At 35.3% G+C, this 23,215-nt stretch carries 36 protein-coding genes and 3 pseudogenes; 27 read left to right on the plus strand and 12 right to left on the minus strand.

All coding sequences use genetic code 11. The features are described 5' to 3' along the window. From ACIR310F_RS21935 to ACIR310F_RS21940, 6 genes and pseudogenes are all read left to right on the plus strand, one after another. On the plus strand, positions 1-259 hold a 259-nt coding region (locus tag ACIR310F_RS21935), incomplete at its 5' end, for a DUF5131 family protein (RefSeq protein ID WP_155963728.1). Beyond that, positions 253-564 carry a hypothetical protein gene (locus tag ACIR310F_RS0109320; protein WP_028083610.1) on the plus strand — a complete coding sequence of 104 codons (312 nt, stop codon included), beginning with the start codon at positions 253-255 and terminating at the stop codon, positions 562-564. The genes ACIR310F_RS21935 and ACIR310F_RS0109320, both read left to right, overlap by 7 nt. Next, the gene (locus ACIR310F_RS0109325; protein ID WP_028083611.1) at positions 561-902 is read left to right on the plus strand and encodes a hypothetical protein; all 342 of its coding nucleotides are present in this window, start codon (positions 561-563) and stop codon (positions 900-902) included. The genes ACIR310F_RS0109320 and ACIR310F_RS0109325 overlap by 4 nt, the downstream gene beginning before the upstream one ends. A 29-nt stretch (positions 903-931) precedes the next feature. After that, positions 932-1,408 (plus strand): hypothetical protein, encoded by a 477-nt coding sequence (locus ACIR310F_RS0109330; RefSeq protein ID WP_028083612.1) that lies wholly within the window; start codon positions 932-934, stop codon positions 1,406-1,408. Between the two features lie 193 nt (positions 1,409-1,601). After that, a pseudogene (gene nifH, locus ACIR310F_RS0109335) lies at positions 1,602-1,898 on the plus strand (nitrogenase reductase); the annotation flags it as partial. 256 nt (positions 1,899-2,154) lie between these two features. Next, entirely contained in the window at positions 2,155-2,892 is a 738-nt protein-coding gene (locus tag ACIR310F_RS21940; protein WP_196803189.1) for a DNA methyltransferase, read from the plus strand. 34 nt (positions 2,893-2,926) lie between these two features. On the opposite strand, the gene ACIR310F_RS24235 is transcribed toward ACIR310F_RS21940, so the two are convergent. Further along, positions 2,927-3,805 (minus strand): helix-turn-helix domain-containing protein, encoded by an 879-nt coding sequence (locus ACIR310F_RS24235; protein WP_071604808.1) that lies wholly within the window; start codon positions 3,803-3,805, stop codon positions 2,927-2,929. Between the two features lie 215 nt (positions 3,806-4,020). Between ACIR310F_RS24235 and ACIR310F_RS21955 the strand changes: the two are divergent. From ACIR310F_RS21955 to ACIR310F_RS0109390, 9 genes and pseudogenes are all read left to right on the plus strand, one after another. Continuing rightward, positions 4,021-4,182, plus strand: a pseudogene (locus tag ACIR310F_RS21955) (DUF433 domain-containing protein); the annotation flags it as partial. A gap of 21 nt (positions 4,183-4,203) precedes the next feature. Then, the gene (locus ACIR310F_RS0109360) at positions 4,204-5,007 is read left to right on the plus strand and encodes an N-6 DNA methylase (protein ID WP_028083614.1); all 804 of its coding nucleotides are present in this window, start codon (positions 4,204-4,206) and stop codon (positions 5,005-5,007) included. Between the two features lie 79 nt (positions 5,008-5,086). After that, the gene (locus tag ACIR310F_RS26725) at positions 5,087-5,281 is read left to right on the plus strand and encodes a hypothetical protein (RefSeq protein ID WP_231387451.1); all 195 of its coding nucleotides are present in this window, start codon (positions 5,087-5,089) and stop codon (positions 5,279-5,281) included. Positions 5,282-5,360: 79 nt separating this feature from the next. Then, a complete protein-coding gene (locus ACIR310F_RS0109370; protein ID WP_028083615.1) occupies positions 5,361-6,203 on the plus strand; it encodes a type ISP restriction/modification enzyme in 843 nt (280 codons plus the stop codon). Continuing rightward, positions 6,175-6,345, plus strand: a complete 171-nt coding sequence (locus ACIR310F_RS27590; RefSeq protein WP_414534259.1) for a hypothetical protein — start codon at positions 6,175-6,177, stop codon at positions 6,343-6,345. The genes ACIR310F_RS0109370 and ACIR310F_RS27590 overlap by 29 nt, the downstream gene beginning before the upstream one ends. A 134-nt stretch (positions 6,346-6,479) precedes the next feature. Continuing rightward, the gene (locus ACIR310F_RS26730) at positions 6,480-6,620 is read left to right on the plus strand and encodes a hypothetical protein (RefSeq protein ID WP_231387452.1); all 141 of its coding nucleotides are present in this window, start codon (positions 6,480-6,482) and stop codon (positions 6,618-6,620) included. 76 nt (positions 6,621-6,696) lie between these two features. After that, positions 6,697-6,939 (plus strand): type II toxin-antitoxin system HicB family antitoxin, encoded by a 243-nt coding sequence (locus ACIR310F_RS21965; protein ID WP_051289535.1) that lies wholly within the window; start codon positions 6,697-6,699, stop codon positions 6,937-6,939. Between the two features lie 16 nt (positions 6,940-6,955). After that, entirely contained in the window at positions 6,956-7,171 is a 216-nt protein-coding gene (locus ACIR310F_RS0109385) for a type II toxin-antitoxin system HicA family toxin (protein ID WP_028083616.1), read from the plus strand. Between the two features lie 2 nt (positions 7,172-7,173). Next, on the plus strand, positions 7,174-7,401 hold the full coding sequence (locus ACIR310F_RS0109390; RefSeq protein WP_028083617.1) for a type II toxin-antitoxin system HicB family antitoxin: 228 nt from the start codon (positions 7,174-7,176) through the stop codon (positions 7,399-7,401). A gap of 22 nt (positions 7,402-7,423) precedes the next feature. Here the strand turns inward: ACIR310F_RS0109390 and ACIR310F_RS0109395 are convergent, their stop codons facing one another. Further along, the gene (locus tag ACIR310F_RS0109395; protein WP_028083618.1) at positions 7,424-8,029 is read right to left on the minus strand and encodes a hypothetical protein; all 606 of its coding nucleotides are present in this window, start codon (positions 8,027-8,029) and stop codon (positions 7,424-7,426) included. A gap of 79 nt (positions 8,030-8,108) precedes the next feature. Beyond that, positions 8,109-9,536, minus strand: coding sequence for a site-specific integrase (locus ACIR310F_RS0109400; RefSeq protein ID WP_028083619.1), 1,428 nt, complete (start codon positions 9,534-9,536; stop codon positions 8,109-8,111). A 77-nt stretch (positions 9,537-9,613) separates the two neighbouring features. Here ACIR310F_RS0109400 and nifH (ACIR310F_RS21970) point away from each other — a divergent pair. Together nifH (ACIR310F_RS21970) and nifD are read left to right on the plus strand one after the other, a co-directional pair. Further along, a pseudogene (gene nifH / locus ACIR310F_RS21970) lies at positions 9,614-10,108 on the plus strand (nitrogenase reductase); the annotation flags it as partial. A 131-nt stretch (positions 10,109-10,239) separates the two neighbouring features. Beyond that, entirely contained in the window at positions 10,240-11,634 is a 1,395-nt protein-coding gene (nifD, locus tag ACIR310F_RS21975; protein ID WP_051289533.1) for a nitrogenase molybdenum-iron protein alpha chain, read from the plus strand. A 256-nt stretch (positions 11,635-11,890) separates the two neighbouring features. On the opposite strand, the gene ACIR310F_RS0109415 is transcribed toward nifD, so the two are convergent. Continuing rightward, complete coding sequence (locus ACIR310F_RS0109415) at positions 11,891-12,337, minus strand: HNH endonuclease (protein WP_028083620.1); 447 nt, start codon at positions 12,335-12,337, stop codon at positions 11,891-11,893. Then, positions 12,324-12,500, minus strand: coding sequence for a hypothetical protein (locus ACIR310F_RS0109420; RefSeq protein ID WP_231387453.1), 177 nt, complete (start codon positions 12,498-12,500; stop codon positions 12,324-12,326). Before ACIR310F_RS0109420 ends, ACIR310F_RS0109415 begins: the two co-directional genes overlap by 14 nt. 16 nt (positions 12,501-12,516) lie before the next feature. Between ACIR310F_RS0109420 and ACIR310F_RS27305 the strand changes: the two genes are divergently transcribed. Beyond that, on the plus strand, positions 12,517-12,639 hold the full coding sequence (locus ACIR310F_RS27305) for a hypothetical protein (RefSeq protein WP_269208350.1): 123 nt from the start codon (positions 12,517-12,519) through the stop codon (positions 12,637-12,639). 115 nt (positions 12,640-12,754) lie between these two features. Then, complete coding sequence (locus ACIR310F_RS24240; RefSeq protein WP_028083622.1) at positions 12,755-13,012, plus strand: hypothetical protein; 258 nt, start codon at positions 12,755-12,757, stop codon at positions 13,010-13,012. Here ACIR310F_RS24240 and ACIR310F_RS0109430 read toward each other — a convergent pair. After that, the gene (locus ACIR310F_RS0109430; RefSeq protein WP_028083623.1) at positions 12,995-13,294 is read right to left on the minus strand and encodes a hypothetical protein; all 300 of its coding nucleotides are present in this window, start codon (positions 13,292-13,294) and stop codon (positions 12,995-12,997) included. The genes ACIR310F_RS24240 and ACIR310F_RS0109430 overlap by 18 nt on opposite strands. A gap of 319 nt (positions 13,295-13,613) precedes the next feature. Between ACIR310F_RS0109430 and ACIR310F_RS0109445 the strand changes: the two genes are divergently transcribed. Beyond that, positions 13,614-14,348, plus strand: a complete 735-nt coding sequence (locus ACIR310F_RS0109445) for a Uma2 family endonuclease (protein ID WP_028083624.1) — start codon at positions 13,614-13,616, stop codon at positions 14,346-14,348. 66 nt (positions 14,349-14,414) lie between these two features. Next, positions 14,415-15,023, plus strand: coding sequence for a Uma2 family endonuclease (locus ACIR310F_RS0109450; RefSeq protein ID WP_028083625.1), 609 nt, complete (start codon positions 14,415-14,417; stop codon positions 15,021-15,023). A 16-nt stretch (positions 15,024-15,039) separates the two neighbouring features. On the opposite strand, the gene ACIR310F_RS0109455 is transcribed toward ACIR310F_RS0109450, so the two are convergent. Beyond that, positions 15,040-15,429 carry a hypothetical protein gene (locus tag ACIR310F_RS0109455; protein WP_028083626.1) on the minus strand — a complete coding sequence of 130 codons (390 nt, stop codon included), beginning with the start codon at positions 15,427-15,429 and terminating at the stop codon, positions 15,040-15,042. Between the two features lie 138 nt (positions 15,430-15,567). On the opposite strand from ACIR310F_RS0109455, the gene ACIR310F_RS0109460 reads away from it, so the two are divergent. Continuing rightward, positions 15,568-16,281 (plus strand): Uma2 family endonuclease, encoded by a 714-nt coding sequence (locus ACIR310F_RS0109460; RefSeq protein WP_028083627.1) that lies wholly within the window; start codon positions 15,568-15,570, stop codon positions 16,279-16,281. Positions 16,282-16,330: 49 nt separating this feature from the next. Here ACIR310F_RS0109460 and ACIR310F_RS0109465 read toward each other — a convergent pair whose 3' ends face one another. Continuing rightward, positions 16,331-17,692, minus strand: a complete 1,362-nt coding sequence (locus ACIR310F_RS0109465) for an NB-ARC domain-containing protein (RefSeq protein ID WP_028083628.1) — start codon at positions 17,690-17,692, stop codon at positions 16,331-16,333. Between the two features lie 343 nt (positions 17,693-18,035). On the opposite strand from ACIR310F_RS0109465, the gene ACIR310F_RS0109470 reads away from it, so the two are divergent. The 5 genes from ACIR310F_RS0109470 (at position 18,036) to ACIR310F_RS0109495 (ending at position 20,861) form a co-directional block, all read left to right on the plus strand. Continuing rightward, positions 18,036-18,788, plus strand: coding sequence for a hypothetical protein (locus ACIR310F_RS0109470; RefSeq protein WP_028083629.1), 753 nt, complete (start codon positions 18,036-18,038; stop codon positions 18,786-18,788). Positions 18,789-19,544: 756 nt separating this feature from the next. Continuing rightward, complete coding sequence (locus tag ACIR310F_RS0109480) at positions 19,545-19,859, plus strand: hypothetical protein (protein WP_028083630.1); 315 nt, start codon at positions 19,545-19,547, stop codon at positions 19,857-19,859. A 25-nt stretch (positions 19,860-19,884) separates the two neighbouring features. Then, positions 19,885-20,220 (plus strand): toxin-antitoxin system TumE family protein, encoded by a 336-nt coding sequence (locus ACIR310F_RS0109485; RefSeq protein ID WP_231387454.1) that lies wholly within the window; start codon positions 19,885-19,887, stop codon positions 20,218-20,220. A 78-nt stretch (positions 20,221-20,298) separates the two neighbouring features. Next, the gene (locus ACIR310F_RS0109490; RefSeq protein ID WP_028083632.1) at positions 20,299-20,523 is read left to right on the plus strand and encodes a DUF433 domain-containing protein; all 225 of its coding nucleotides are present in this window, start codon (positions 20,299-20,301) and stop codon (positions 20,521-20,523) included. Beyond that, the gene (locus ACIR310F_RS0109495; RefSeq protein ID WP_028083633.1) at positions 20,520-20,861 is read left to right on the plus strand and encodes a DUF5615 family PIN-like protein; all 342 of its coding nucleotides are present in this window, start codon (positions 20,520-20,522) and stop codon (positions 20,859-20,861) included. Before ACIR310F_RS0109490 ends, ACIR310F_RS0109495 begins: the two co-directional genes overlap by 4 nt. Before the next feature lie 184 nt (positions 20,862-21,045). On the opposite strand, the gene ACIR310F_RS0109500 is transcribed toward ACIR310F_RS0109495, so the two are convergent. The 4 genes from ACIR310F_RS0109500 to ACIR310F_RS0109515 form a co-directional block, all read right to left on the minus strand. Then, positions 21,046-21,282 carry a hypothetical protein gene (locus tag ACIR310F_RS0109500; protein ID WP_231387455.1) on the minus strand — a complete coding sequence of 79 codons (237 nt, stop codon included), beginning with the start codon at positions 21,280-21,282 and terminating at the stop codon, positions 21,046-21,048. Further along, complete coding sequence (locus tag ACIR310F_RS0109505) at positions 21,270-21,557, minus strand: type II toxin-antitoxin system HigB family toxin (protein ID WP_028083635.1); 288 nt, start codon at positions 21,555-21,557, stop codon at positions 21,270-21,272. The genes ACIR310F_RS0109500 and ACIR310F_RS0109505 overlap by 13 nt, the downstream gene beginning before the upstream one ends. 125 nt (positions 21,558-21,682) lie before the next feature. Beyond that, the gene (locus ACIR310F_RS0109510; protein WP_028083636.1) at positions 21,683-22,315 is read right to left on the minus strand and encodes a hypothetical protein; all 633 of its coding nucleotides are present in this window, start codon (positions 22,313-22,315) and stop codon (positions 21,683-21,685) included. Positions 22,316-22,507: 192 nt separating this feature from the next. Further along, on the minus strand, positions 22,508-23,086 hold the full coding sequence (locus ACIR310F_RS0109515; protein WP_028083637.1) for a hypothetical protein: 579 nt from the start codon (positions 23,084-23,086) through the stop codon (positions 22,508-22,510). Between the last annotated feature and the right edge of the window lie 129 nt (positions 23,087-23,215).

The following is a 23,215-nucleotide window of genomic DNA, read 5'->3' on the forward strand; positions in this document are numbered from 1 at the left end:
AGCAAATGTGCGTTTTCTGTCTTGTGAACCATTGCTAGGTTCATTAAACCTTGACCTGACAAATATTGATTGGGTGATTGTTGGCGGTGAATCTGGCAATAAACATCGTCCAATGAAAATTGAATGGGCTGAAGAAATTCGTCATCAATGTCAAAAAGCAGGAGTAGCATTCTTCTTTAAGCAAATTGGTGGCAAAACTTCTAAAGCCAATGGCAATAGTCTCAATGGATTTAAGTATTTGGAGTTTCCAAAATGTTGATGATAAGTGGTGATGACCTTGAAATTACTGAAAAGCTGAAAAAAGCTAGAGGACAAAAATTTAAAGCATTATTTACAGCCGCAGTTCACACAATTGGTCCGTACCTAAAACTTGAAGTAATACACAGGGGAGGGGAGATAAGCATTTTAGATATTGGGCATTTTTGCATAAGCTACAATCTATCATTTAAAACTTGTACCGAAATTTTAGAGGAATTGAATATCTTACCATTAGGTACATTCTCAATGTTGAAAGCCAAAGGTCTTGATGTTAAAAAAATCATGCACAAAGTGAAGAATTTATGAAATTAAAAGTATCCGGTAGAGATTTGGTATTAACCAATAACTTGAAAACCGCAACGGGTAAATATTTTCAAGAATTGTTTACCGCGTCTGTTCACTTAATTGGTAGTTCGTTAGAGCGTGAAGTCAGAGCCAACGATAAATTAACTTTAAAAGTACTAGCGCGACTAGCATTAGAGTACAACCTAAGCTTTAGACATTGTGTATTGATCTTAGAAGCACGAAGAATTTTACCAAAAAACACCTTGCGTTCTCTAACAAACAAGGGGGTAAAGGTCAACGATTTAATGAACAAAGTTAGAAACGAATTGCTTGATCAAAAATCAAACCTGCATCAATAATCGCAGATATATTAATCAAGGGGGAAAAGATGAAAACTTTGCTAATTAGCCTAAAAACACGCCATTGCGAAAATGTTTTTGCGGGCAAAAAGACAATGGAACTTAGAAAGCGAGCGCCTAGATGCTACGGCACTGTAAATGGTAAATTTTTCCCTGAATTTACCCATATAATGATCTACCAAACAATAAAGCATGAAATTGTGGGTATTGTTGAAGCCGGGGAAATTATCACACGCTTTACGAACGAATGGACTGAAGATGAAATTAAATCACTTTGTATCAGCAAAGATGAGATAATCTCATATACAGGCGATTGCAAGGGAGTAGGTATTAAGATTTTTAATCCTAGATTATTCAATACTCCAATTCCTATCAGGATTATGATCGATGATTTCGGCATTAGGCCACCGCAACAATTTAGATACTTAGATCCAGATTTGGCAAGGAAGTTAATTGATTATGGTCAACAAGAAACAAGAGAATGTAATTTTAGTGCTGCAAACTGATCAGAAAAAAATTGGAGTGAACAGACGAACATCTAAGATAATCATGCAAGATGGAATCTGCCAAAAATGTCGATGTGTCTTGACTCCCACCGACTATCTAGATTACTATTGTAATAGATGTGATTAAAACAGTTAAGGCAATAGGAAAGAAGCGGGCTAAAGGCCTGCTTTTTTTTGTGTACCATTCTGTATAGCAATGTCCACCCGTTTGATGCTTCACTCCAAGGCTCAAACCACCGTATTACACTTGGCTGCTGAAAGAGGCGCTGTTGAAGATTTGGAACTCCACGAAGTCATGTTAACCGGTTTCCGTGGTGTTAAGTGCGTAGAATCTGGTGGTCCAGAACCCGGTGTAGGTTGCGCTGGTCGTGGTATTATCACCGCTATTAACTTCCTAGAAGAAAACGGTGCTTACCAAGATTTAGACTTTGTATCTTACGACGTATTAGGTGACGTTGTATGTGGTGGTTTTGCTATGCCTATCCGTGAAGAATAAGCTGTTTTTTCTAGGGTCTTTGTTGGTGCAATTGTTTGAGGTTTTTTGTTTTTTTATGCCCTATTTTTGCCCTGGGAAATTTTTGGGGAAATGGGGTTTTTGTTTTGTTTTTCTTCTTGTTTTACCCTATTTTGTCCCTAGTGTCAAGGGGGATACATAAATTTTGATAAATGGGTTACTGATTCATGGTTTATAATAACTTTAATTATATGAATTATATGTACCTTAAAGAAGGATAATGTTGAAACCTATGCAATACATACAGAGATCAATCTTACAATCTGATAGCGAAAATATCTCTCTCAACAAGCGTAAGCAAGGTGGTGAACCAACTTCAGACCTGATAATGTCTGCTTATTTATCAGGAAACGCCGAAGTTTTTGCCAATATTCTCCAATTGCACGTTCCAGAGGGATCTATTGTAGCGGATGTTACTTGGGGAAAAGGTGTTTTTTGGCAAAATGTGCTTAAAGATAAGTATAAACTTCTTGCTACTGACATATCCACAGGAGTAGACTGTCGTAAATTACCATATCAAAATCAATCAATAGATTGTGTAGTTTTAGATCCTCCATATATGGAAGGCTTTTATAGAAAAGAAGCCTCACAAAAAGCTGGTTCTGGTACACATTATTCATTTTCTGATGCTTACTCAAATGGAAATGAAATTAATGAAGATACTGAAAATATTGGTACTAAGAAATGGCACGCAGCAGTTACCGATATATACTTTAAAGCTGGTAAAGAGGCCTATAGAATTTTACGAAAAGATGGAATACTAATAGTTAAATGCCAAGATGAAGTTAGTGCCGGAAAGCAATGGTTAACTCATGTAGAAATAATTAACGAATATGAAAAAAATGGCTACTACACAAAAGACTTATTTGTTGTTATGAGAACTAATAAGCCTTCAGTCAGCAGATTAAAAAAGCAAGTACACGCTCGAAAAAATCATTCATACTTCCTTGTATTTATAAAAAAGAAGTAGAATTTATATATGGAATTGATAGAATTTATAATTTCTATATTTCCTGTTCTAATCCAAACTCTGAAGGATCACAACCTTCCCCATCTGCCAGCATTTGATCCAGTAATTCTGTCAAATCACTATAAAATGGGGGTTGTGGTGGCCAACTCACAGGTATCAAACTAGATATTAAAAAGTTTCTTTCTTCTTCTGTATATTTTTTGTAGGATGAACATGGTAAATCAGAGTTTCTAGCAAATTGAAAGTTCCACGTTTTATTAAATCCATAACAATTAACAGCAAGAATATCAAATTCTCCTCTGATAAGAAGGGTTGTTTTTAATTTTCTACCATTAGGAAGAATAATTTCACGATTATCACTTGCATCTACTTGAGCTTTTCCAAGCCAAATTTGACGTTCTTTGTCCCATTTACTTTGAGTTTTTTGTAAAGATTTAGACTCAATACTAAAGGCTCGATGATGATAAATAATGTGCAAATCTCCTTTCTTTTTTCTATCATGATCATCAAACTTTTTCATATATTTTACACCAGGAAAATTAGCAATTATTTTCCTGAGTTTAAGTTCAGCAACATAGCCCAAAAGCATTCCTCTCAGACTAGGATTTTCTGCGAGTAGAATTGTCAATTCATTTGCTGTAACTTCCCATTCATCCATAATAGTCTGGGTTGCTAATGTATCATCATTAACTCTTTTTAGTAATTCACAAGGATCAAATTGAAGAACTTCTGCAATTTCCAAAAACTCTATAATATCAAGTCTGCGTTCACCATTTTCATACTTCGATACAAAAGATTGTGGACGTTTTAGTGCTTGTGCTAATTGTGCTTGAGTGAATGAAATGCGTTGACGATATTCTATAAGAAGTTCTCGAAATTTTGCATATTGCTCTGTAAAAATAGATAAAGTCATGGGTACTTAACTAGAAAAACAATAAGCAGTTTAGTATCCTACTATGGGATATCCCAAAACAGGATATTAACTTAATTGCAAGCGATACCTACGATGAGCTAGAAAGAACGTATTTCTGATATTTGTCAGGAGGACAGTGATCGCTTTCCGGTGTTGTGGGTTTTGAGAGCGATCGCTTTTTTGATCTTGTGGGTGGAGAGCTATACTTGCGGTGAGGTTTGCGAATAACTGTATATGATATTTTAGAATATCTTGCAGGTGGTATGACAGAATCCGAAATTCTCGAAGACTTTTCTGAACTTACCTCAGAAGATATTAAAGCCTGTCTTCCTTTTGCTGCTGACCGTGAGAAAAAGTTATTTGTAGCATCCCTATGAAACTTTTATTAGGTTAATTTTATGGTCAAAAGTGTTGAGAATATTTTACAAAAAGAGTTTGGTAAATCCTTAATTGATAAGGGTGTACATATTCTTGATCCTTTTGTGGGAACAGGTAATTTTATTATTCGGGTCATGCGAGAAATAGCGGAAATTCAAAAATCAGCTTTACCTTATAAATATGAACATGAATTACATTGTAATGAGGTGATGTTATTACCTTATTATATTGCTTCTATGAATATAGAGCATGCGTATTTTGAGCAAGCAGGAGAATATAAATCTTTTGAGGGTATTTGTTTAGTTGATACCTTTGAAGATCAAAATATTCAACAATTGGATTTATTTAGTCCAGATAACATGAAACGAGTAGAAAACCAAAGGAAATCTGATATTTTTGTGATTATTGGTAATCCTCCTTATAATGCAGGACAATTGAATGAAAATGATAATAATAAAAATAGGAAATATACTACAAAGGATAAAACAGGTATAGATGATCGTGTGTCTGCAACCTACGCAAAAGCATCAAAAGCAACATTAAAAAATAAATTATCAGATCCTTATGTGAAAGCAATTCGTTGGGCAAGTGATAGAATCAAAGAAGAGGGTATTATTGCTTTTGTCACTAATAACAGTTTTATTGAACAAATCGCTTTTGATGGCATGAGACAGGAATTAGAAAAACATTTTGATCAAATTTACGTATTTGATTTAGGGGGGAATGTTCGCAAAAATCCTAAACTGTTAGGTACAACTCATAATGTATTTGGTATTCAGGTGGGAGTAAGTGTTAATATATTAGTCAAGAAACAAACTAGGTGATTTTATGCTAAAATCAAATTAATATTGATGATCTAAATTAGGAATTATTCTCAGTTCAACAGTAGATAAGGAGATAAAAATGCAAATCGTCGTCAAACCAGAACAAGAAAAATTCATTCTTGAAAAACTACAACAAGGTAAGTATCATAGTGTGGATGAGTTATTAGCAGTAGCTTTTCAACTGTTAGAACAATGGGAAAAGATTATTCTGAGATTTTATCAAATTTACGTGGGTTTATTGTTGATGATTATATTATTTTTTAATATCCCCTAGAAAATGGAATTGAAATTGTCCGTGTTGTTTATGGAAAAAGAGATTTAAACGCTGTATTTGAAGAATTTGGAAAACAAGAATGAAAAAAGCTAAAATATACTATGCACGAATGGATGAATTTTGGACAAAGGAAGAAAAGTTAAAATATTTAGAAAACCTTAACTGGTATGATGTTGATTGGCAAGAAATTAAACCAGATAAAAATAATAATTGGTTAACAGACGGTTTAGAAGATGATTTTGATAAATTTATAGAAATTGGATCAAAAGAAGTCAAAAAGCAAAAAGACTCAAATCCACAAGTTATTTTTAAGCTATTTAGTCTTGGAGTAGTATCTAGTAGAGATGAATGGGTTTTCTCTTTTTGTGAGAATGATTTACAGGATAAAATAAAAACATTTATTCAAAACTATAACTCAGAAGTTAATAGATACTTTCAGGAGGAGTCAAAACCAAATATTGAAGGTTTTATAAATACTGATTCAAGTTTCATAAAATGGACAGATAGACTTAAATTAGCTTTAGAGAAAAGAGAGTTTCTTTTATTTGATAATTTAAAAATTCGGAATTGTTTTTATCGCCCTTTTGTTAGAAAATATATTTATTTTGATCATCTACTAAATCAACGTAGATATCAACAGTATATAATATTTCCAACACCTGAAACTGAAAAAGAAAATCAGGTAATTTGGATCAAAGTTGGATCTGAAATTCCTATGTTTGCCCTTAGTATTAATTATATTCCTGATCTATTACCTCAAGGTGGTTCACAATGTTTCCCCTTCTACACTTACAATGAAGACGGAACAAACCGCCAAGAAAATATCACAGATTGGGCATTAAACAGCAGTATTTTTATATCGTTTAGGCAACCGTTCGGCGTTAGATTGGATAATAGATCAATATCAAGTTACCACAGATAAGCGCAGTGAAATTACAAATGATCCTAATCGTCTTGATGATGAACAATATATTGTCAGGTTAATTAAACAGATAATTACTGTGAGTTTAGAGACAGTAGAAATCGTTAATAATTTACCAGATTTGGGATTACCAAAAGATTGATAAGTACCAAGATCCCCGACTTTTTGAATGAGTCAGGGATCTATTGTTGTATTAAGATATTATTTTTTTGATGTTGTGGGTTGTAGAAATGCGATAAAAACGGTATAATACTTATATTCTCAAGGATAATGCTCATGGAAATCCAAGAACTGAAAGCAATAATTAAAGAAAGTATCCGCGAAGTTTTGCGAGAAGAAAGAATGTTACTCTGTCAAATCCTTATACCCTATGTAAGTGACGAAGAACAAGAAGAACTAGATGAAATGTTTGGTTGACCATCAGATTATGAAGATGAAGAATTAATTGATATGACAGAGTGGGTAAAACATGGCCATTACAACAAGGTTAAAAATGAAAAACTCAATTACTAATCACTTCACTATTGAAGTAGAACAAGAAGAAGATGGACATTGGATAGCAGAAATTTTAGAAATTCCCGGTGTTTTATCTTATGGTTTAACTAAACAACAAGCAATATCTAATGTACAAGCTTTAGCTTTGCGAGTAATTGCTGAAGGAACAGAACAACTTCGTCAACGAGAAGTAGTTGAAGGTGAATTAGTTTTTCAACAACTACAAGAAAAGTTAAAATAATAGGATATTTTTATTTGTGCCTAAAAAAATTCGAGAACTAAAAGCTAAACTATTAAAAGCAGGCTTTACATACAGACCAGGTAAAGGAAGCCATACAGTTTGGAGTCATCCCAGTTTATCCTATAGTTTGATATTATCAGGGAAAGACGGAGTAGACGCAGATCATTATCAAGAACGTGATGTAAGAAATGCCCTCAGAGACTTAGAAAATTTAGATAACGAAGAAGAGTAACTATGAATCATCATTACAGTATATTAATTCAGTGGTCAGATGAAGATCAAAAATATGTAGTCAGTTTTCCAGAGTTCGGTCCTTATGCCCATACTCACGGAGAAACTTATGCAGAAGCCCTAAAAAATGGAGAAGAAGTATTAGAACTTTTGATTGAAGAATATCAGTTACAAGAAAGACCACTGCCGCAGCCTTTAATGGTAGGTTCTTCTATGATAATTGGTCATTAATTTTCAACTTTTAATTCCTGAATTATCCCCCATTCTCCATCATCCAAACCAACATCCCTAAAATGTCTTCTACTGGAGGTAAAGGATAATCAGACAAATCAATAGTCACAGTATCACCCTTTAACTTTAAAAACCGCCATTGAGTACCACTAGTAATAGAACCATAAACAACTGCAACCGGATGATTTTTAGCAGCATTAAATCTTTGTGCGGCCACCATCTCTGCAATACATTGTCCAAACCCAGTTCTTAAATCAGCCTTTTTTGCTTCTACAATCACAATTACCGGAGCTTCAATTTCTAAAACTTCAGGAGAACGACTTAATAAAAAATCACATATTCCATTAAGTCCCACTGATTCATCAACCGTAAAATCCTCACCAGAAAATAAACTAACTTGTCGAGTTAATATTTTTCTAACTTCTAATAATACAGGGTAAATAATCCCTTCAGAACGCGCCTTTTCACTAGCAGAAGCAGAAATTGGTATACTTTCTTCAAGATATGCTTTTAACGTCACAGATGGTTCAATTTTTTCAATAACAGGAATAAAACGCCCACCTTCCTGAGTTTTTAACCCGAAAGCCTCTTTAACCTTACCAATAGATGTAAACTGACTATAAGGCATAATTTATAATCTTCCCCATTTTAAACCGATTTTAAAATATTACTCTTTGCGCCTCTGCATCTCTGCGTGAGGCTAACTGTTATCTTAACTCAATTTTCATCAAACTGTGTCCCATTTGTAACTTCAATCGTTCATTCTCAATTCTTAACCGATCATTTTCCCTTTCAAGGTCAATAACCATCTCTTGTAACTCTTCCACCTTTGACTTCTTTTTAATAGCTTCCTCAATAGCCACATTGCGATTTTCTAAACTAAACCACTTCTGATAAATTGAAGTGTGCATATTCACAGAATGACCCAAATTATCAGCTGCAGCTTTAATAGGAATCCCCATCAAATGCGCTCGAATTGCCCAAGCATGACGTAAATCATAGGGTTGAAAAGGAATCTCTACAAATCTAAACCATCTATCTGTACCATGTCGCACAGCATTAATTTGTTTACTGGTAATTTTATCTGCAATTTTTGTTTTTAATAACTTAATTGCTTCCCGATCAGTCTTTAAATTAAAACTCTCAATCCAACGGGGATATAATGGTAATGCTTCCCTCTCACCTGTTTTACATTCTTCATTTACCCGCCATGTATTCATGGTATTATCAGATGATAACCACCAATCTAAATCAGGGTTAACAAAAATTTCTAATGGTCTTAATCCATAAGTTGCTAACATTCCATATACCCATCTCCATAATTTCCAATTATTCCGATCTTCCCTATTTATTAACTTAGTAGGACGGTTCAAAGCATAGTTTTGAAACCTTAAATATTCCTTCTCAACCTCTAAATCTGTTGGGATATCCCGCTTTCTTTTAGCAGTAGATTGGATTTTAAAATTATTTAATACTGGAACTTCTAAACCAGAACATTTACATAACACCCGAATCACCTTAATTAACTCGTTTTTGACACTATCAGATGATGGGCAAAATTTAACAGCTTCAATAAAATTAGCATCGATAGCTAGTTTATCCTTAGGTAAATGCTTTTGGGCAATATATAGATAACTATTAAAAGTATTTTCACTTTTGAGAGTACGTTTTCTAGTTTGAAAATAGTTTTTTTCAAAATTTATAATTAAGTCACTAATATTTTGTAAATTGGCTTTAATCCTGGTTTTTCCTAAATATTTATCTGTCCATTGAAATTGTTTTCTAGCTATCAACTTTCCTAGTTCATAAGCCTCCTCTTCTGCGGTATTTAAACCATCAAAATTAAAGGGAATACCCAAAGAAATATCATATTGTTTTGTACCGCTACCGTTTTTATCAATATCCCCTGGTTTAATAGGTAGGGTACTTCTCAACTGTAAGCAATTACCAGATTTTCGGATATAAACACAAACCTTAGCTGCTTTTAGTCTAGTATTTACCGCCTTTAATTCCGTCCGTAACTTAGTTTTGATGTAAATTTCTTGGTCATTTACTGCTTGCATTCTACCTAAATATCCCCCGTCGGTCATAGCTGTTGGTTGAAAATTGGTAAATGCTTCCTGTGATCTGTTCATACCCTAGATTTACCCTAATAAAAAAACTGTCCATTTCTGACAATGATCGCAGTAAACATTGTAGAAAATAAACACTTTACGCGAATTTAGATTATATCAATCATCCTACCCGTGAAGGTAAAGCACAAGAAATCTACATCGTTACCTCTGGTGAAATGATGGCGATGTACGCTGCAAACAACATCGCTCGTGGTATTTTGAAATATGCTCACTCCGGTGGTGTCCGTTTAGGTGGTTTGATTTGTAACAGCCGTAAGGTTGACCGCGAAATCGAATTAATCGAAACCTTAGCTGAACGTTTGAACACCCAAATGATTCACTTCGTACCCCGCGACAACATCGTTCAACACGCAGAATTGCGTCGTATGACCGTTAACGAATATGCACCTGATAGCACTCAAGGTAATGAATACCGCGCATTAGCGAAGAAAATCATCAACAACCAAAAACTCACCATCCCCACACCTATCGAAATGGATGAGTTGGAAGCATTGTTGGTTGAATTTGGTATTCTTGATGATGACACCAAGCACGCTGAAATCATCGGTAAACCCGCTGCTGCTACCAAGTAGTATTTAGTAATTAAGGAATAGGAAAAAGGAAAACTCTACATTACCTCCTTTTTACCTTCCTTTCTGCCCTTGGGGATTAATTTCCCCATCCCTACCCAATTAATATCTTTAAAAGCCAGAAGAGGCCAGACATGACACTTCCAGACAACAAGAAGATTGTTGAAGAAAGAAAAGAGCTAATTAAAGAAGTTCTCAAAGCTTACCCCGAAAAAGCTGCTAAAAAGCGCGAGAAGCACTTAAACGTTCACGAAGAAGGTAAAACAGATTGTGGTGTTAAATCTAACATCAAATCCTTACCCGGTGTAATGACCGCCCGTGGTTGTGCTTACGCAGGTTCTAAAGGTGTGGTTTGGGGTCCTATCAAGGACATGATCCACATCAGCCACGGTCCTGTAGGTTGCGGTTACTGGTCTTGGTCTGGTCGTCGTAACTACTACTTAGGTACAACAGGTGTTGATACCTTTGGTACTATGCACTTCACCTCCGACTTCCAAGAACGCGACATCGTATTTGGTGGTGACAAGAAACTCACTAAATTAATTGAAGAATTAGATGTATTATTCCCCTTAAATCGCGGGGTTTCTATTCAATCTGAATGTCCTATCGGTTTGATTGGTGATGACATCGAAGCAGTAGCTAAGAAGACATCTAAAACCATCGGTAAGCCAGTTATTCCTGTACGTTGCGAAGGTTTCCGTGGTGTGTCTCAATCATTAGGACACCACATTGCTAACGACATGATTCGTGACTGGGTATTCCCCAGAGCAGATCAAGGCAAGAAAGACGGTACACTCAAGTTTGAAGGTACTCCCTATGACGTAGCCATCATTGGTGACTATAACATCGGTGGTGACGCTTGGGCCAGCCGGATCTTATTAGAAGAAATCGGTTTGCGTGTTGTTGCACAATGGTCTGGTGACGGTACAATCAACGAAATGTTGATGACACCAAACGTGAAAATGAACCTCATCCACTGCTATCGTTCTATGAACTATATCAGCCGTCACATGGAAGAGGCTTATGGTATTCCCTGGTTAGAATATAACTTCTTTGGTCCTACCAAGATTGCTGCTTCCTTACGCGAAATTGCTTCTAAGTTTGATGCTAAGATTCAAGAAAACGCAGAGAAAGTAATCGCTAAATACCAACCTACCATGGATGCGATCGTTGCTAAATATCGCCCCCGTTTGGAAGGTAAGACAGTGGCTATGATGGTTGGTGGTTTACGTCCCCGTCACGTTGTTCCCGCTTTCCAAGACTTAGGAATGAAGATGATTGGTACTGGTTATGAGTTCGCTCATAATGACGACTATAAACGTACTACTCACTACATTGAAAACGGAACTATCGTTTATGACGACGTTACCGCTTACGAATTTGAAGAATTTATCAAAGCATTGAAGCCAGACTTAGTTGCTTCTGGTGTGAAAGAGAAGTATGTCTTCCAAAAGATGGGTCTTCCTTTCCGTCAAATGCACTCTTGGGATTACTCCGAACTTGGTAATGTTGCTGGAAAGGTGCGTTAGTTTAAGGTTTTTAAATTGGGGAATTATGAGAGTTGAATTTTTAGACTAAATGGATTTTATTATGTTTAATAATAACATTGTTTGCGGATAACTGCAAGTGGTAAAGGTTTGATTTTTCAAGGTTTGAGGCTTGGCTTAAATTTGACTTAAATCAAGAGTGTTTAATATAAAACTTTTTTATTAGGAATTTTATTAGCCTAAATAGTAGGGTATGTTAGATTATTTGTCCAATGTACCCTAATAACTATTTTTTCCATTATTCTTGTGGATCATCTTCAGGAGGATGTAGACCACTTTCAACCCATCTTTGTCGAGATTTTTGAATGAATTTTTCTCCACGACGTTCATCATTTAGATCAAGACGTTCACAGGTTGCTCTTCCTGTGGGAGTTTTGCCAATAATACATAAACCGTCAAATGTCCACATAAAATGTTCAGCCCAAATTTGCTGACGGGGATTAAACAAGGGAGTTTCTTTTCCAGTGTCGGGATCAATACCTATAGTAAAATTGTAACGTCTTTCATTGCAACGACGACAGGCAAGGGCAAGATTATCAAGATTATCAGTACCTCCCAAAGATTGAGGTTGCAAATGGTCAATAGAAAGAGGTGCTGTGCTAAGAAGTTCAAGGTAGTGACAGTATTCACAGCGATACTGAGCGCGTTGTCTCACTTGCTCGTAAAGAGATTTAGGAATGGGCATTTTCTTGAGCAGCAATAGTAGCGTTAATATAACTGAAAATGTCATCAAGTTCCCCTATTGCTTCTAATTCTATTGCTTCTTCAGGGGTAAGAGTATTCAATTTATTTTTATCAAGGAGTTCTTGCATTCGCTCCCCTAGTTTATCGGTAAATTTGAATAGCATAAGGTTTTTAATACGCTTGATACAGATTCCTTCTGGTAGGAATTGGGAAGGTTTAATGAGTGTAATTGTCATAGGTAGATTATTTTTAGTTTTCTTGATTTTATCATTGGATATTTGGGAAAGTGCGATCGCTCGTTAGGTTGGAAGAAGTGCGAGTACCCATTGTAATCATAGTTGGCGATAATATATATTATTAGCATATCCTGACTATACTATAGTCAGACCGTACCAATTTAAAAAAAGAAGAAAAAATTTTGAGAACGCTGAAAAACTTAAATGGAAACCATTCTGATTCAGACTTTATCCTGAAGTTTAAGGAGTTATACCCAGATGATTGGCAGAAAATCGTCGCTCGCTACGAAGCCCACCAAAGACGTACTCCCAAAGGTAAAAGCCATCCCATGCCCCCACCAGAAAAATATTTGCTGAATATCTCTAAAAAGCACAGAACAGTCCACGCGCAAGGTGAAAATTTAAGTTCGTTGCCGAAAGAATCAGACGATGAAGTCTAACTGGTTTTTTACTAAATGAAATTGAATTTCCTCCCGTTCTTCAAACTGAAGCTGTTCTGGAATTTCAATCATTTCACCTTCCCAACTACCTACTACTTCTTCTAAAAATCTCCGAGAATATCCTAACTCTTCTGGAGATTTATTTTCAGATTTTAATGATGTTTTGGCAATACGTTGAAATACAATCACCATTTCTAATTCTTCATTAGCAAACTCAGGAGGAAGTTCAATTTTGACTATCCTATCATTACCAATTTGTGCTTTGATTTTCATACTTTCCATAGACTTATCTCCTTCATCTATAACCGTTGATAATCAGCTTTTTCAGCAGCAATATAGCCCTCCATTTCTTCTCGATCAGCATGATAATAAGTTAAAGCTGCATACACTTGAACAAGAGTTACATTACCCATGCGTTCAGTGATTTCTTCCGCATTTAATGCGATTTTGTACTAAGCAGCAATGCGTTGGACAGAAACCCTAGTACCAGCAATAGGAGGACGAAATCCTAAAGTTTATGGTGACTTAATAATCAGTGTACCAATAATTTAACATTTTTACATTCATGTTATAATTGATAAGTAACTACTTGGTATCATACATGATGATTACTCAAGCGCCAGAATCCCCATCTAACACCTTAGAAGATATATCAGAAGAGATTATTTTCCCACCCAGTGACCTATATAGTGATGAACCTCCCGTGGAAACAGAACTGCATTTACGACAAATTATTCTCCTCCTCAAATGTTTAGAATGGTTATGGAAGGAGAGAACTGATTTTTATGCTGTCGGAAATCTCAGTATCTACTATAGTCCTCATCAAAAGAAATCAGAAGATGTGAGAGGTCCAGATTTTTTCGTAGTTTTAGGAACAGAACGAAAAACTAGAAAAAGTTGGGTAGTGTGGGAAGAAAATGGCAAATATCCTCATGTCATTGTCGAAATTCTTTCACCAACTACAGCTAAAACTGATAGAGAAACTAAAAAACTACTTTATCAAGATACTTTCCGTACACCTGATTATTTCTGGTTTGATCCTTATACATTAGAATTTGCAGGATTTAATTTAATTAGTGGCAAATATCAACCCTTACAACCTAACGAAAAAGGACATTTATGGAGTGAAGAATTGGGTTTATGCTTAGGGATTCATGAAGGTTTATTAAGATATTTTACATCATCAGGAGTTTTAGTTCCTACACCGGAAGAAAGCGCAGAGATGGAAGCAACAAGAGCAGCAATGGAAGCAGAAAAAGCGAAAATATCAAATGAAAAATCTCAAAGGTTAGCCGCAAAATTGAGAGAGTTAAATATTGATCCAGATACAATTTAAGGAAATCTCAAATCAAATAGTGTTTGGTTGAATCACCCCAACTTTGTATATTAGGAGTATTATTTTATGCCAATCATGACCCTGAAAGATGTAGAACAAGTCCAAACTGCTTTTAGTGAAGCTGGTTTAGATTACGATGTTGAATTAACAAACGGGAGAATTTCTATTGTGGGTCCATCAGATATTGTATCTAGTGAAATTAGCAGTCGTTTAATTGCTTTTCTCTTCACTTGGGTAAATCCTCGTCGTTTAGGAAGAGTATTTGATTCTGCGGGAGGTTTTATTTTACCAGATAGCAACCTCACCGCACCGGATGTTTCTTTTGTCAGTGCTGCACGTCTGCGTCAAAGTCCCCGTTATTTTGGCGAACTTGTACCAGATTTAATAGTAGAAATTAAATCTCAAAGTGATAGAATTAAAACATTAAAAAATAAGATTCTCAACTTAATCAAATTAGGTGCAATTATTGGAATTTTAATTGATCCTGATGAAGAAACAGTAACAGTTTATCGTTCTCAAGGTGAACCAATAGTTTTTCATAATGGCGATATTTTAACTTTACCAGAACTTTTTCCGGGTTGGGAATTAGCTGTTTCTGAATTATGGCCTCCTATTTTTACTGAAGAAGAAATAGAAGGCTTAACGGACGACAAGGGAATTGAAAAAAAGAATTAAAAAATCCAAACATTCCCTAAAATTTCACACCGATTTGACCATTAACTCCTCGCACAGAATTGTAACCAGCACCCACAAAAATATGATCGCTAGTGACTACTTGTACACCACCAGAAACAGCCACTCCTTGATCTTCCGAATACCAACCAATTCCGACATAAGGTGAAATAAATGGTAAACTCAAGAATTTTAAAAAATCTGCTCCCATAGCACCTTGAGGACCCCTTCCTACTTCAACACCAAAACCTAAGACCTTAACACCCGCACCATAAGTAACTTCACTATCTTTACTTCCCACCGTCACCCAAGGTTGTGGTAAAAGTTGAGCCGCAACCTGATGAGGGGTAAATATATTTAAGCAAGTTAGGGATGAAATGAGTATTTTGATAATCAATGCTTTTTTCATTTGTTTTCCTCCTCTACTACCACTGATATCGTAACATTTTCATAAACATAATTAAAAATTTTTTTGGTGTTGTCTAGGTATAATTTAACATTCTCGGAGTCATGTTATAATCAACAAATAACTACTTGGTATCATACCATGATGATTACTCAAGCACCAGAATCCCCATCTAACACATTAGAAGATATATCAGAAGAGATAATTTTCCCACCTAGTGACCTATATAGTGATGAACCTCCCGTGGAAACAGAACTGCATCTCGAACAAATAATGCTCTTAATAAAATCTCTCAAATGGTTGTGGAAAGAGAGAAATGATTTTTATGCTGTGGGAAATCTCAGTATTTACTATAGTCCCCATCAAAAGAAATCAAAAGATGTGAGAGGTCCAGATTTTTTCGTGGTGTTAGCAACAGAAAGAAAAACTAGAAAAAGTTGGGTTGTGTGGGAAGAAAATGGTAAATATCCTAACCTGATTGTGGAAATTATTTCACCAACTACAGCGAAAACTGACAGAGAAACTAAAAAAGAACTTTATCAAGATATTTTCCGCACACCTGAGTATTTTTGGTTTGATCCCTATAGCTTAGAATTTGCAGGTTTTTATTTAATACATGGTAAATATCAAGTTGTAGAACCGAATGAAAAGGGACATTTATGGAGTCAAGAACTGGGTTTATATTTAGGAATTGTTCAGGGTTTATTAAGGTATTTTACACCAGATGGAGTTTTAGTTCCCACACCGGAAGAAAGTGCAGAATTTGAAGCACAAAGAGCAACAATGTTTGATGAAAAAGCTCAACGGTTAGCAGCAAAGTTGCGAGAATTAAATATTGATCTAGATAAAATCTAATTTAGAATTTAGATTCCTGACTTCTTGAAAAAGTCGGGAATTTAGGGATTTAATTATGATCTATTTTGTGGTAAAATTTCCTAATCACAGATGAAATCTTTAAACTCACTTCTGCATTTATTTGTTGGTTAGAAATAAGGAAACGCCTTTTTAGGGATTGAATACTACTAACTATTAGCTCATAAACCTGATGACTATTTTCCAGTTCACTTAATAAAATTGAGCCATTTTGACTAGCTATAAAATGCAATAATTCTACTTCTGATGCAGGTAAGATATCTAAACTTTGCTCTAAAAAAGCCGTTAATTCAATATCTAAAAAAGGTTGATCTAGCTGCAAAAATTTATTGGTGTCACCTGCAAATAATTCTTGAATAAGATAACCAATGATTTGTAAATATTGGGGAGTTCCTTGATAAATATTCAGCAATTTTCGATAATTTTCCTCATTTTTTAAGCCAAATTTTTTAAGAATGTTCACACCGTCATCATCTAATCCCAATAATTCCAGGGTGAAAACATGACTATGATCATTTTGTGGTTTAGATAATTCACGAATTTCCTCACTACTATTAATAATTAGACAACTTCGATGTTTGGTTGTTGATAATAATTTAAATAGATTCCCGTATTCTTCATACCCTTGTTGATATTTACCTGATACTTGATGCTTTGAAAAAATACAGTTAACATCGTCAATGATAATCAGATAAGAGTGGTTTTCTATGGCTTTTTTAAATTGTGAAAGTTGATGAGGTGAATTATCTGGAATAACCTGATCATTAGGGTAAATTGTCTCTGTGATTAGTTGTGTTAAACTGGGTAGAGATTTTAAACTTTTATAAATAACAAACTCAAAATTTTCTTTGATATTATCAAGTAATTTTAAGGATAAAGCAGTTTTTCCAATACCTCTAATACCCAGTAAAGTTATTAAATTACATTTTCCTTGGACGATTTTTTGTTGTAGTAATGATAATTCTAATTTGCGTCCATAAAAATCACCGATTTTAGGTGCATCTTTTAAATCTAGATGAGAGGTTATCTGTTCTTTTTTATGGATAATTTCATCATTTTCTGATGATGGTGCAGATTCTTTAAATAGATTACCACTATTGATTTGTATTCCTTTAAAAATATTAGTTGAAGAGAAGCTACATCTACCTAAAGTTGACTTGACATTAAATTTATTAACTTTTTTTCCAACTGCTTGAGATAAGGATTTCCACAGTTTACTGGCGCTATCCTTGATATATTTTTCGCTGTGGTGCTGTTCTTTGGCGATATCTGCGTAGGATCTACCCTGTAGTGTCCCTTCTAGGATAGCTCTTTGTAAATCATTGAGATGCTGTCCTTGATGCTCAAAGATTTGGTTATCTGCAATTTCAATTATCTGTTCAATATTTAACACTACTCGATCCCCTTCAAGTCAAGACTTTTTAAAAGTCTATCATGGTTTTAATACATCTTCTAGTGAAACTACACAGACAAAACCCATCTTCGCGGGTTTAGTACAGGATATAAATTTTTGACTAATGGTTGGTGAGAATTTTTACTGGTGACAAGATATTACTTTTAGAGACTTTTTCCCACTTTTACATACTTTTGAGGTCTTGACATCCTCTTTTGGGCGTATTAAAGTCAGTATGTTTTAAAACTATCGTAATTTTATTGTGGGTCGGGTAGTAAATTTCATATTTATCTGCATTTACTCCCAATAAGAATTTGTACGTTATTCAAACGGGGGAATTGACATGAATAAGATCATATCATCTGCGATCGCTGTTTCTGCCATTACTGTATCTACTGTCTTTGGTTCAAGTTTAGTTAATCTTAATGTGCTACCAGCCCAGGCACAAAAGAATTACTGCGGACCCGAAAATAGCCGTACAGGTAGTTTCCTTACACGAGTTGGGATCGCACCTTGGGGACAACTATTTAGTCCTGCCTGTCAGGAACATGATGAGTGTTATATCAGAGTTGACCGCAACATTCCAGGTGAAACTAAAACACGGTGCGAAGAGCAATTGAAAACCAATCTCTATAGTCTTTGCAAATCCTTGCCCTTGCGTAATCAAGGTGATTGCATTGGTAAAGCAACACTTATGGTTAAAGCTGTGAAAGAGCTAGGGTTAGCGTCAGGTTCTGTGAAAGGTAGGTATGGTCTAAAAGTTATAAACGTTATCTCTAGACGTATTAGTAATCGTTTAGGTGATGATGAAATTGAAATATGTGTCAGCGTAAGAAATGATGGCAATATAAGAACAGAATGGAAATTGGCACTTTTGAATCAAAAAGGACAAACTATTGATGTAGAGCCAGACGCTTATCAACAAAATATTACAGAGGGAGAAACTAACAAATTATGCGTTAATACAGAATTTAGTCTAGAATCTATTCGCACTTTGGGGGGAAGGGCAACAGTAGTTGTATCTATTGATGATAAAGAAGGGTCTCCAAAAAAATTGAGAGAGTTTTATAGAAAAACAATTTCTGTTCCACGATAAACAGGTTCATCTTTTCTTGGTAAAAGTTTTCTAATGAAGTGCGGAATGTGGGTTATAAAATCCGAGAATATAGAAAGACATTGATTATTCTTACACAGGAGAATTTGATTGCGAAAAAGGAACTTATACACTTGAGGGGGAACATGATAAAGCACCGAATCACGAAGTTTATCTCAAAAACTCAGCGTCTGTTGGGTGGAAGACCATATACAGATTTAACGGAGAGGACTTTACGTGTTTAGTTGCAGGCGCGTGCTTTAAATCCAAATGGAATTGGCCTAATGAGTAGTCAAAATTACACAGGCAAAACCCGCTGGGGCGCGGATTTGCTACAAGATATGGATTTTTGACTGGTGGAGTTTGTGAGTATTCCCAAATGATTATGACTTTAATGATACAGTTTTCTCCTTTGGTTTTTAGAGGTTGTTTGAAAACTTTTTCTTGTGGGACTTGACACCCGCAGATATTCCTTGAAAAGCAGGGCGTTTTCATTCTCTAAAATTGCGATCGCTCATCAATAGAGTTATTTCAGATCCTGTCAACTATCAGACAATTTCCCAGAGCGATCGCTCGAATTAACCACCGAATACCTCATCCTGAAAATCCTAAAATCCTGGAAATCCTGATTCAGACAATTTCCCAGAGCGATCGCTCGAATTAACCACCGAATACCTCATCCTGAAAATCCTCATATAGCTTGCGCCACGCTATCAGACAAATGCTATAATTAATTAGTAACGACAAGAAGTAAACCTTATGTTACAAGTACAAATTAAATCTGATGCTCCCGACGTTGAAATCGTCCAAAACCTAATTAAAGGAGCTATTGAATCTGAGATTAAAAATTTACAAAGATCCTTAGAGAAAACTAATAAATTATTGCAAGAATTTGAAACAAAATATCAAGTTTCATCGGAATTTTTCTGGACTAATTGGACAGCAGAAAACCTATCAGGAGGGGACGATGAATATGTAAGTTGGGCAGGAGAAATTAAAATTAAGGACAAATTAATTAATGCTTTACAAAAGTTGGATACTATAGAATATTTCACTCAACAATTACCAAGCTGATATTCTTGTCGTTATTCAAAAATACGTGAACCAAGGGTGGATTATATCCTTTAATTTCTCCTTAGATGCTAGATCAAACTATGTCGGGTTTATCCAGGGAAATTTAGAATTTTCACGGGGGAGTCGCTTATTTTTCAAAGAATATATTGATCTACAAGAATCATTAGAAAAGCTCTCTTATTCATTCCATTATCAAGATAATGAAAACAACTTAATATTTCGCTATGATAATGCAAAACACAAACCTGATTTGGGCTACGCAGATCATAAGCATATTAAAGATGAAATTATCCCATCTACAATTCCAGAGCTTGAACAAGTGATTTTAGAGATTATTAGGGACTATTTAGAGGATACTTGACAACTTTCCAATCCTGGGATTGTGCCACGCTATCAGACAAATGCTACAATTAATCAGTAACGACAAGAAGTAAACAAAATGGAAAGTAGAATAACTATTCATCCAGACATTTGTAATGGACGACCCATTATTACTAATACTCGAATTTCTGTACAAACAATTATGGAGTTTTTAGGCGCTGGTGATTCAATTGAGGAAATTCTGGAAGAGTACCCCTCTCTACAACGAGAAGATATTTATGCTTGTATTCAATTTGCAGCAAAGTTGATAGGGAATCACTACGAAGTGAGAAAAATCGCATGAATGGGTTTTTATTCGATGAAAATCTACCCGTGAAAATTCAATTTACCCCATCTTTACCCATTGTCCATGTTTCCATCTTAGGTGACAGTCCAAGTGATACCCAAATATGGCAGTATGCGAAAGAAAGAAAATTGGTAATTGTTACCAAAGATGCAGATTTTTCTGATCGCATGATGGTTGATTTACTCCCGCCTAAAGTAGTACATCTACGCTTTGGGAATGTGCGAAAACGTCAATTTCACTCACTTCTGTCTAGAGTTTGGCCAGAAATTGAAATTTTAGTGGCTGATCATCAGTTAATTAATGTTTATTTGGATCAGATTGAAGCTTTTAAATAATTAATGTTTGATACTAGAAAGCGATCGCTTAAAATGATAAATCACATCCTGTGAGCTATCAGACAATTTCCCACAGCGATCGCTCACCAATTAATCACGTTTTCTCCTTCCATATCTTTTATCGTTAGTTTTTGCACTACAATGAAATTATGAAGAATGAGTTTTTATAGCATATTTTTACAGTTCACAATAATTCAGGAATATGTTCATTTTCATAATTTTCAATTAATACACCAATGACTTCGATAAGAGATGCCAGAGGATGGGTTTCATCTTCACCAATTTGATCAATGAGTGTATCAAGTATATTAACTAGATGTTCATATTCTTCTTCTGTGTGAGGAACAAAAATATTTTCGGCAATGGATGACCAAGCTGTGATAGTTTGAGTGATGTTTAAGGTTTGCATTATTCTTTCCATTTTTTTTGATCGTATTCTGGATGAGTTAGCACTGCACGAATATAGATTTTTTTGCGGTTATAGTGAATTGCTGCAATGAGTCTAACCTTGTTGCCTCCAATGTTAAATACTGTCAACTTACCTACTTGATCTGGTGATGGGAACATTTGTCTAAGTTTGGCAAAGGAGCTAAATTCATTTGCTTTTACTAATTGATACCACTGAGATAGAGCATTTTTTGTATCTGGATAGATTTTAGCAAATTCATTCAACCGCTTACGAGTAATAACGTGCATTTGAAAAAACCTGATTTATTCATGATTTTATCAAAAATATAGGAAGCCTACTTGAATCTGTTTTGGTGCGATTAGAGTTATTCAGATCCCCGACTTCTCTAAGAAGTCGGGGATCTATTCCATGTTTATTTTGGACTATAGGGCAGAGAAGAATGGTGTACAATAATACGCAATTTTCCATCACCACCTCTAATAAACTGCCATGTTTTATCCACTGTTGTGACTTTACCGGCTTTATCAGTCAATAAAACATTACCCATAGTGGTAGCAGTATTACCGACAATAAAAATGCCAGCGTTGCGAATTTCCACTTTTCGCCATCCTTTGAGAGCAAAACCAGTATCTTTAGGGAAAGAGGAATCACCACCCACAAAATAAGACAAAGCTCCTTTGTGTGTCCTGCGGAAGGTCTGGTCTCCAGTTGTCAAGGTCGGCTTAAACAACACCAATCCCGACTGATAAGCATATAATTCATCTATCACCTTGTCGGCTAATGTTCTAGCGGCGGCCATTCCCTTTTGATCATAGGTAGTGCTGATATTAACCAATGCTTCACCCCATGACTTTTGGGCGGCCAGCACCTCAGCCTCAGTAATGGATATATTAACTACTGATGTCTTAGGAGTTGATGAGACTGGCTTAGTGGTGGTACTATTAACTTGACCATGAGCCATTGATGGCGCAGTCACCAACAAGGCTATAGTAGCAGCTGTTACAGAAAGATTGACTTGTAATTGTTTAATAAGATCGGTTTGCATATTAAGAGGAAGTATGAAAAAGAAAATTACGTTTTCCATAACATCTAACCACATTGTGCCAATCTAGTCCAATAACTACTATAACTACTATAAATAGTTACCATCAGTAATTACCATTTAAGTGAGGTAGAATAAATCATAATTAAACGCAGATAAACGCAGATAAACGTAGATGATTTGTTAATTAACCCTTTAATCAGGAAAAGCTAAACCGGTTCTAGGATCTCTGATATATAATCCTAGTGTTAAACTCCGCATGACTTCATCCCAAACCGGTATTAATTGTTCTGCTTGATCTGCCCAATAATCAAAGGTAATTAAACATTGAATATTAGAACCTAAACCAACACAGGTTCTTGAAAATGCTTCTCTGGGTTCGGTTTGAGTGTCAATAAATTTAATTTCACACCACATAATTTTAGCCGTTTGTCTTTTGACAGTGATCACTTCTCCTCTTGCAATTACATCACGACTATCATCTTCCATGATTTTCTTTAAAGTAGATTTGAGGGGAAATAAAGTCCAATCATTAGGAGGTAAATGATTGTAAGACATTTCTAAACAACAATCATCATCAGGTGGTTTTTTATCTGTAAACTTAAATGATTTTTCCTGGGGTTGAGTTATCCAACCGCGAGGGACATTAAACCGCACAGCCCCCCTACCCGCGACAAAAATATTATATTCTGGGGGAGATTCCCAATGATGATCTGGTTTCAGTTCTAGGGTTTCTTTAATCCATTGGAAATTACTTTTTTTACGTTTTGCCATAATTTTATTTGAGTTTGTAGTAATATTTATTTGCCTTGATAGAGGATGTTAATTTTACTTTTACAGCACTTCCCGGTGTTATGAGGTACATATTTAGCGGGCAAGATGCCCGCACCACAAGAGTTTCAT

This window comes from Dolichospermum circinale AWQC310F (assembly GCF_000426925.1).
GTDB classification, from domain to species: domain Bacteria; phylum Cyanobacteriota; class Cyanobacteriia; order Cyanobacteriales; family Nostocaceae; genus Dolichospermum; species Dolichospermum circinale.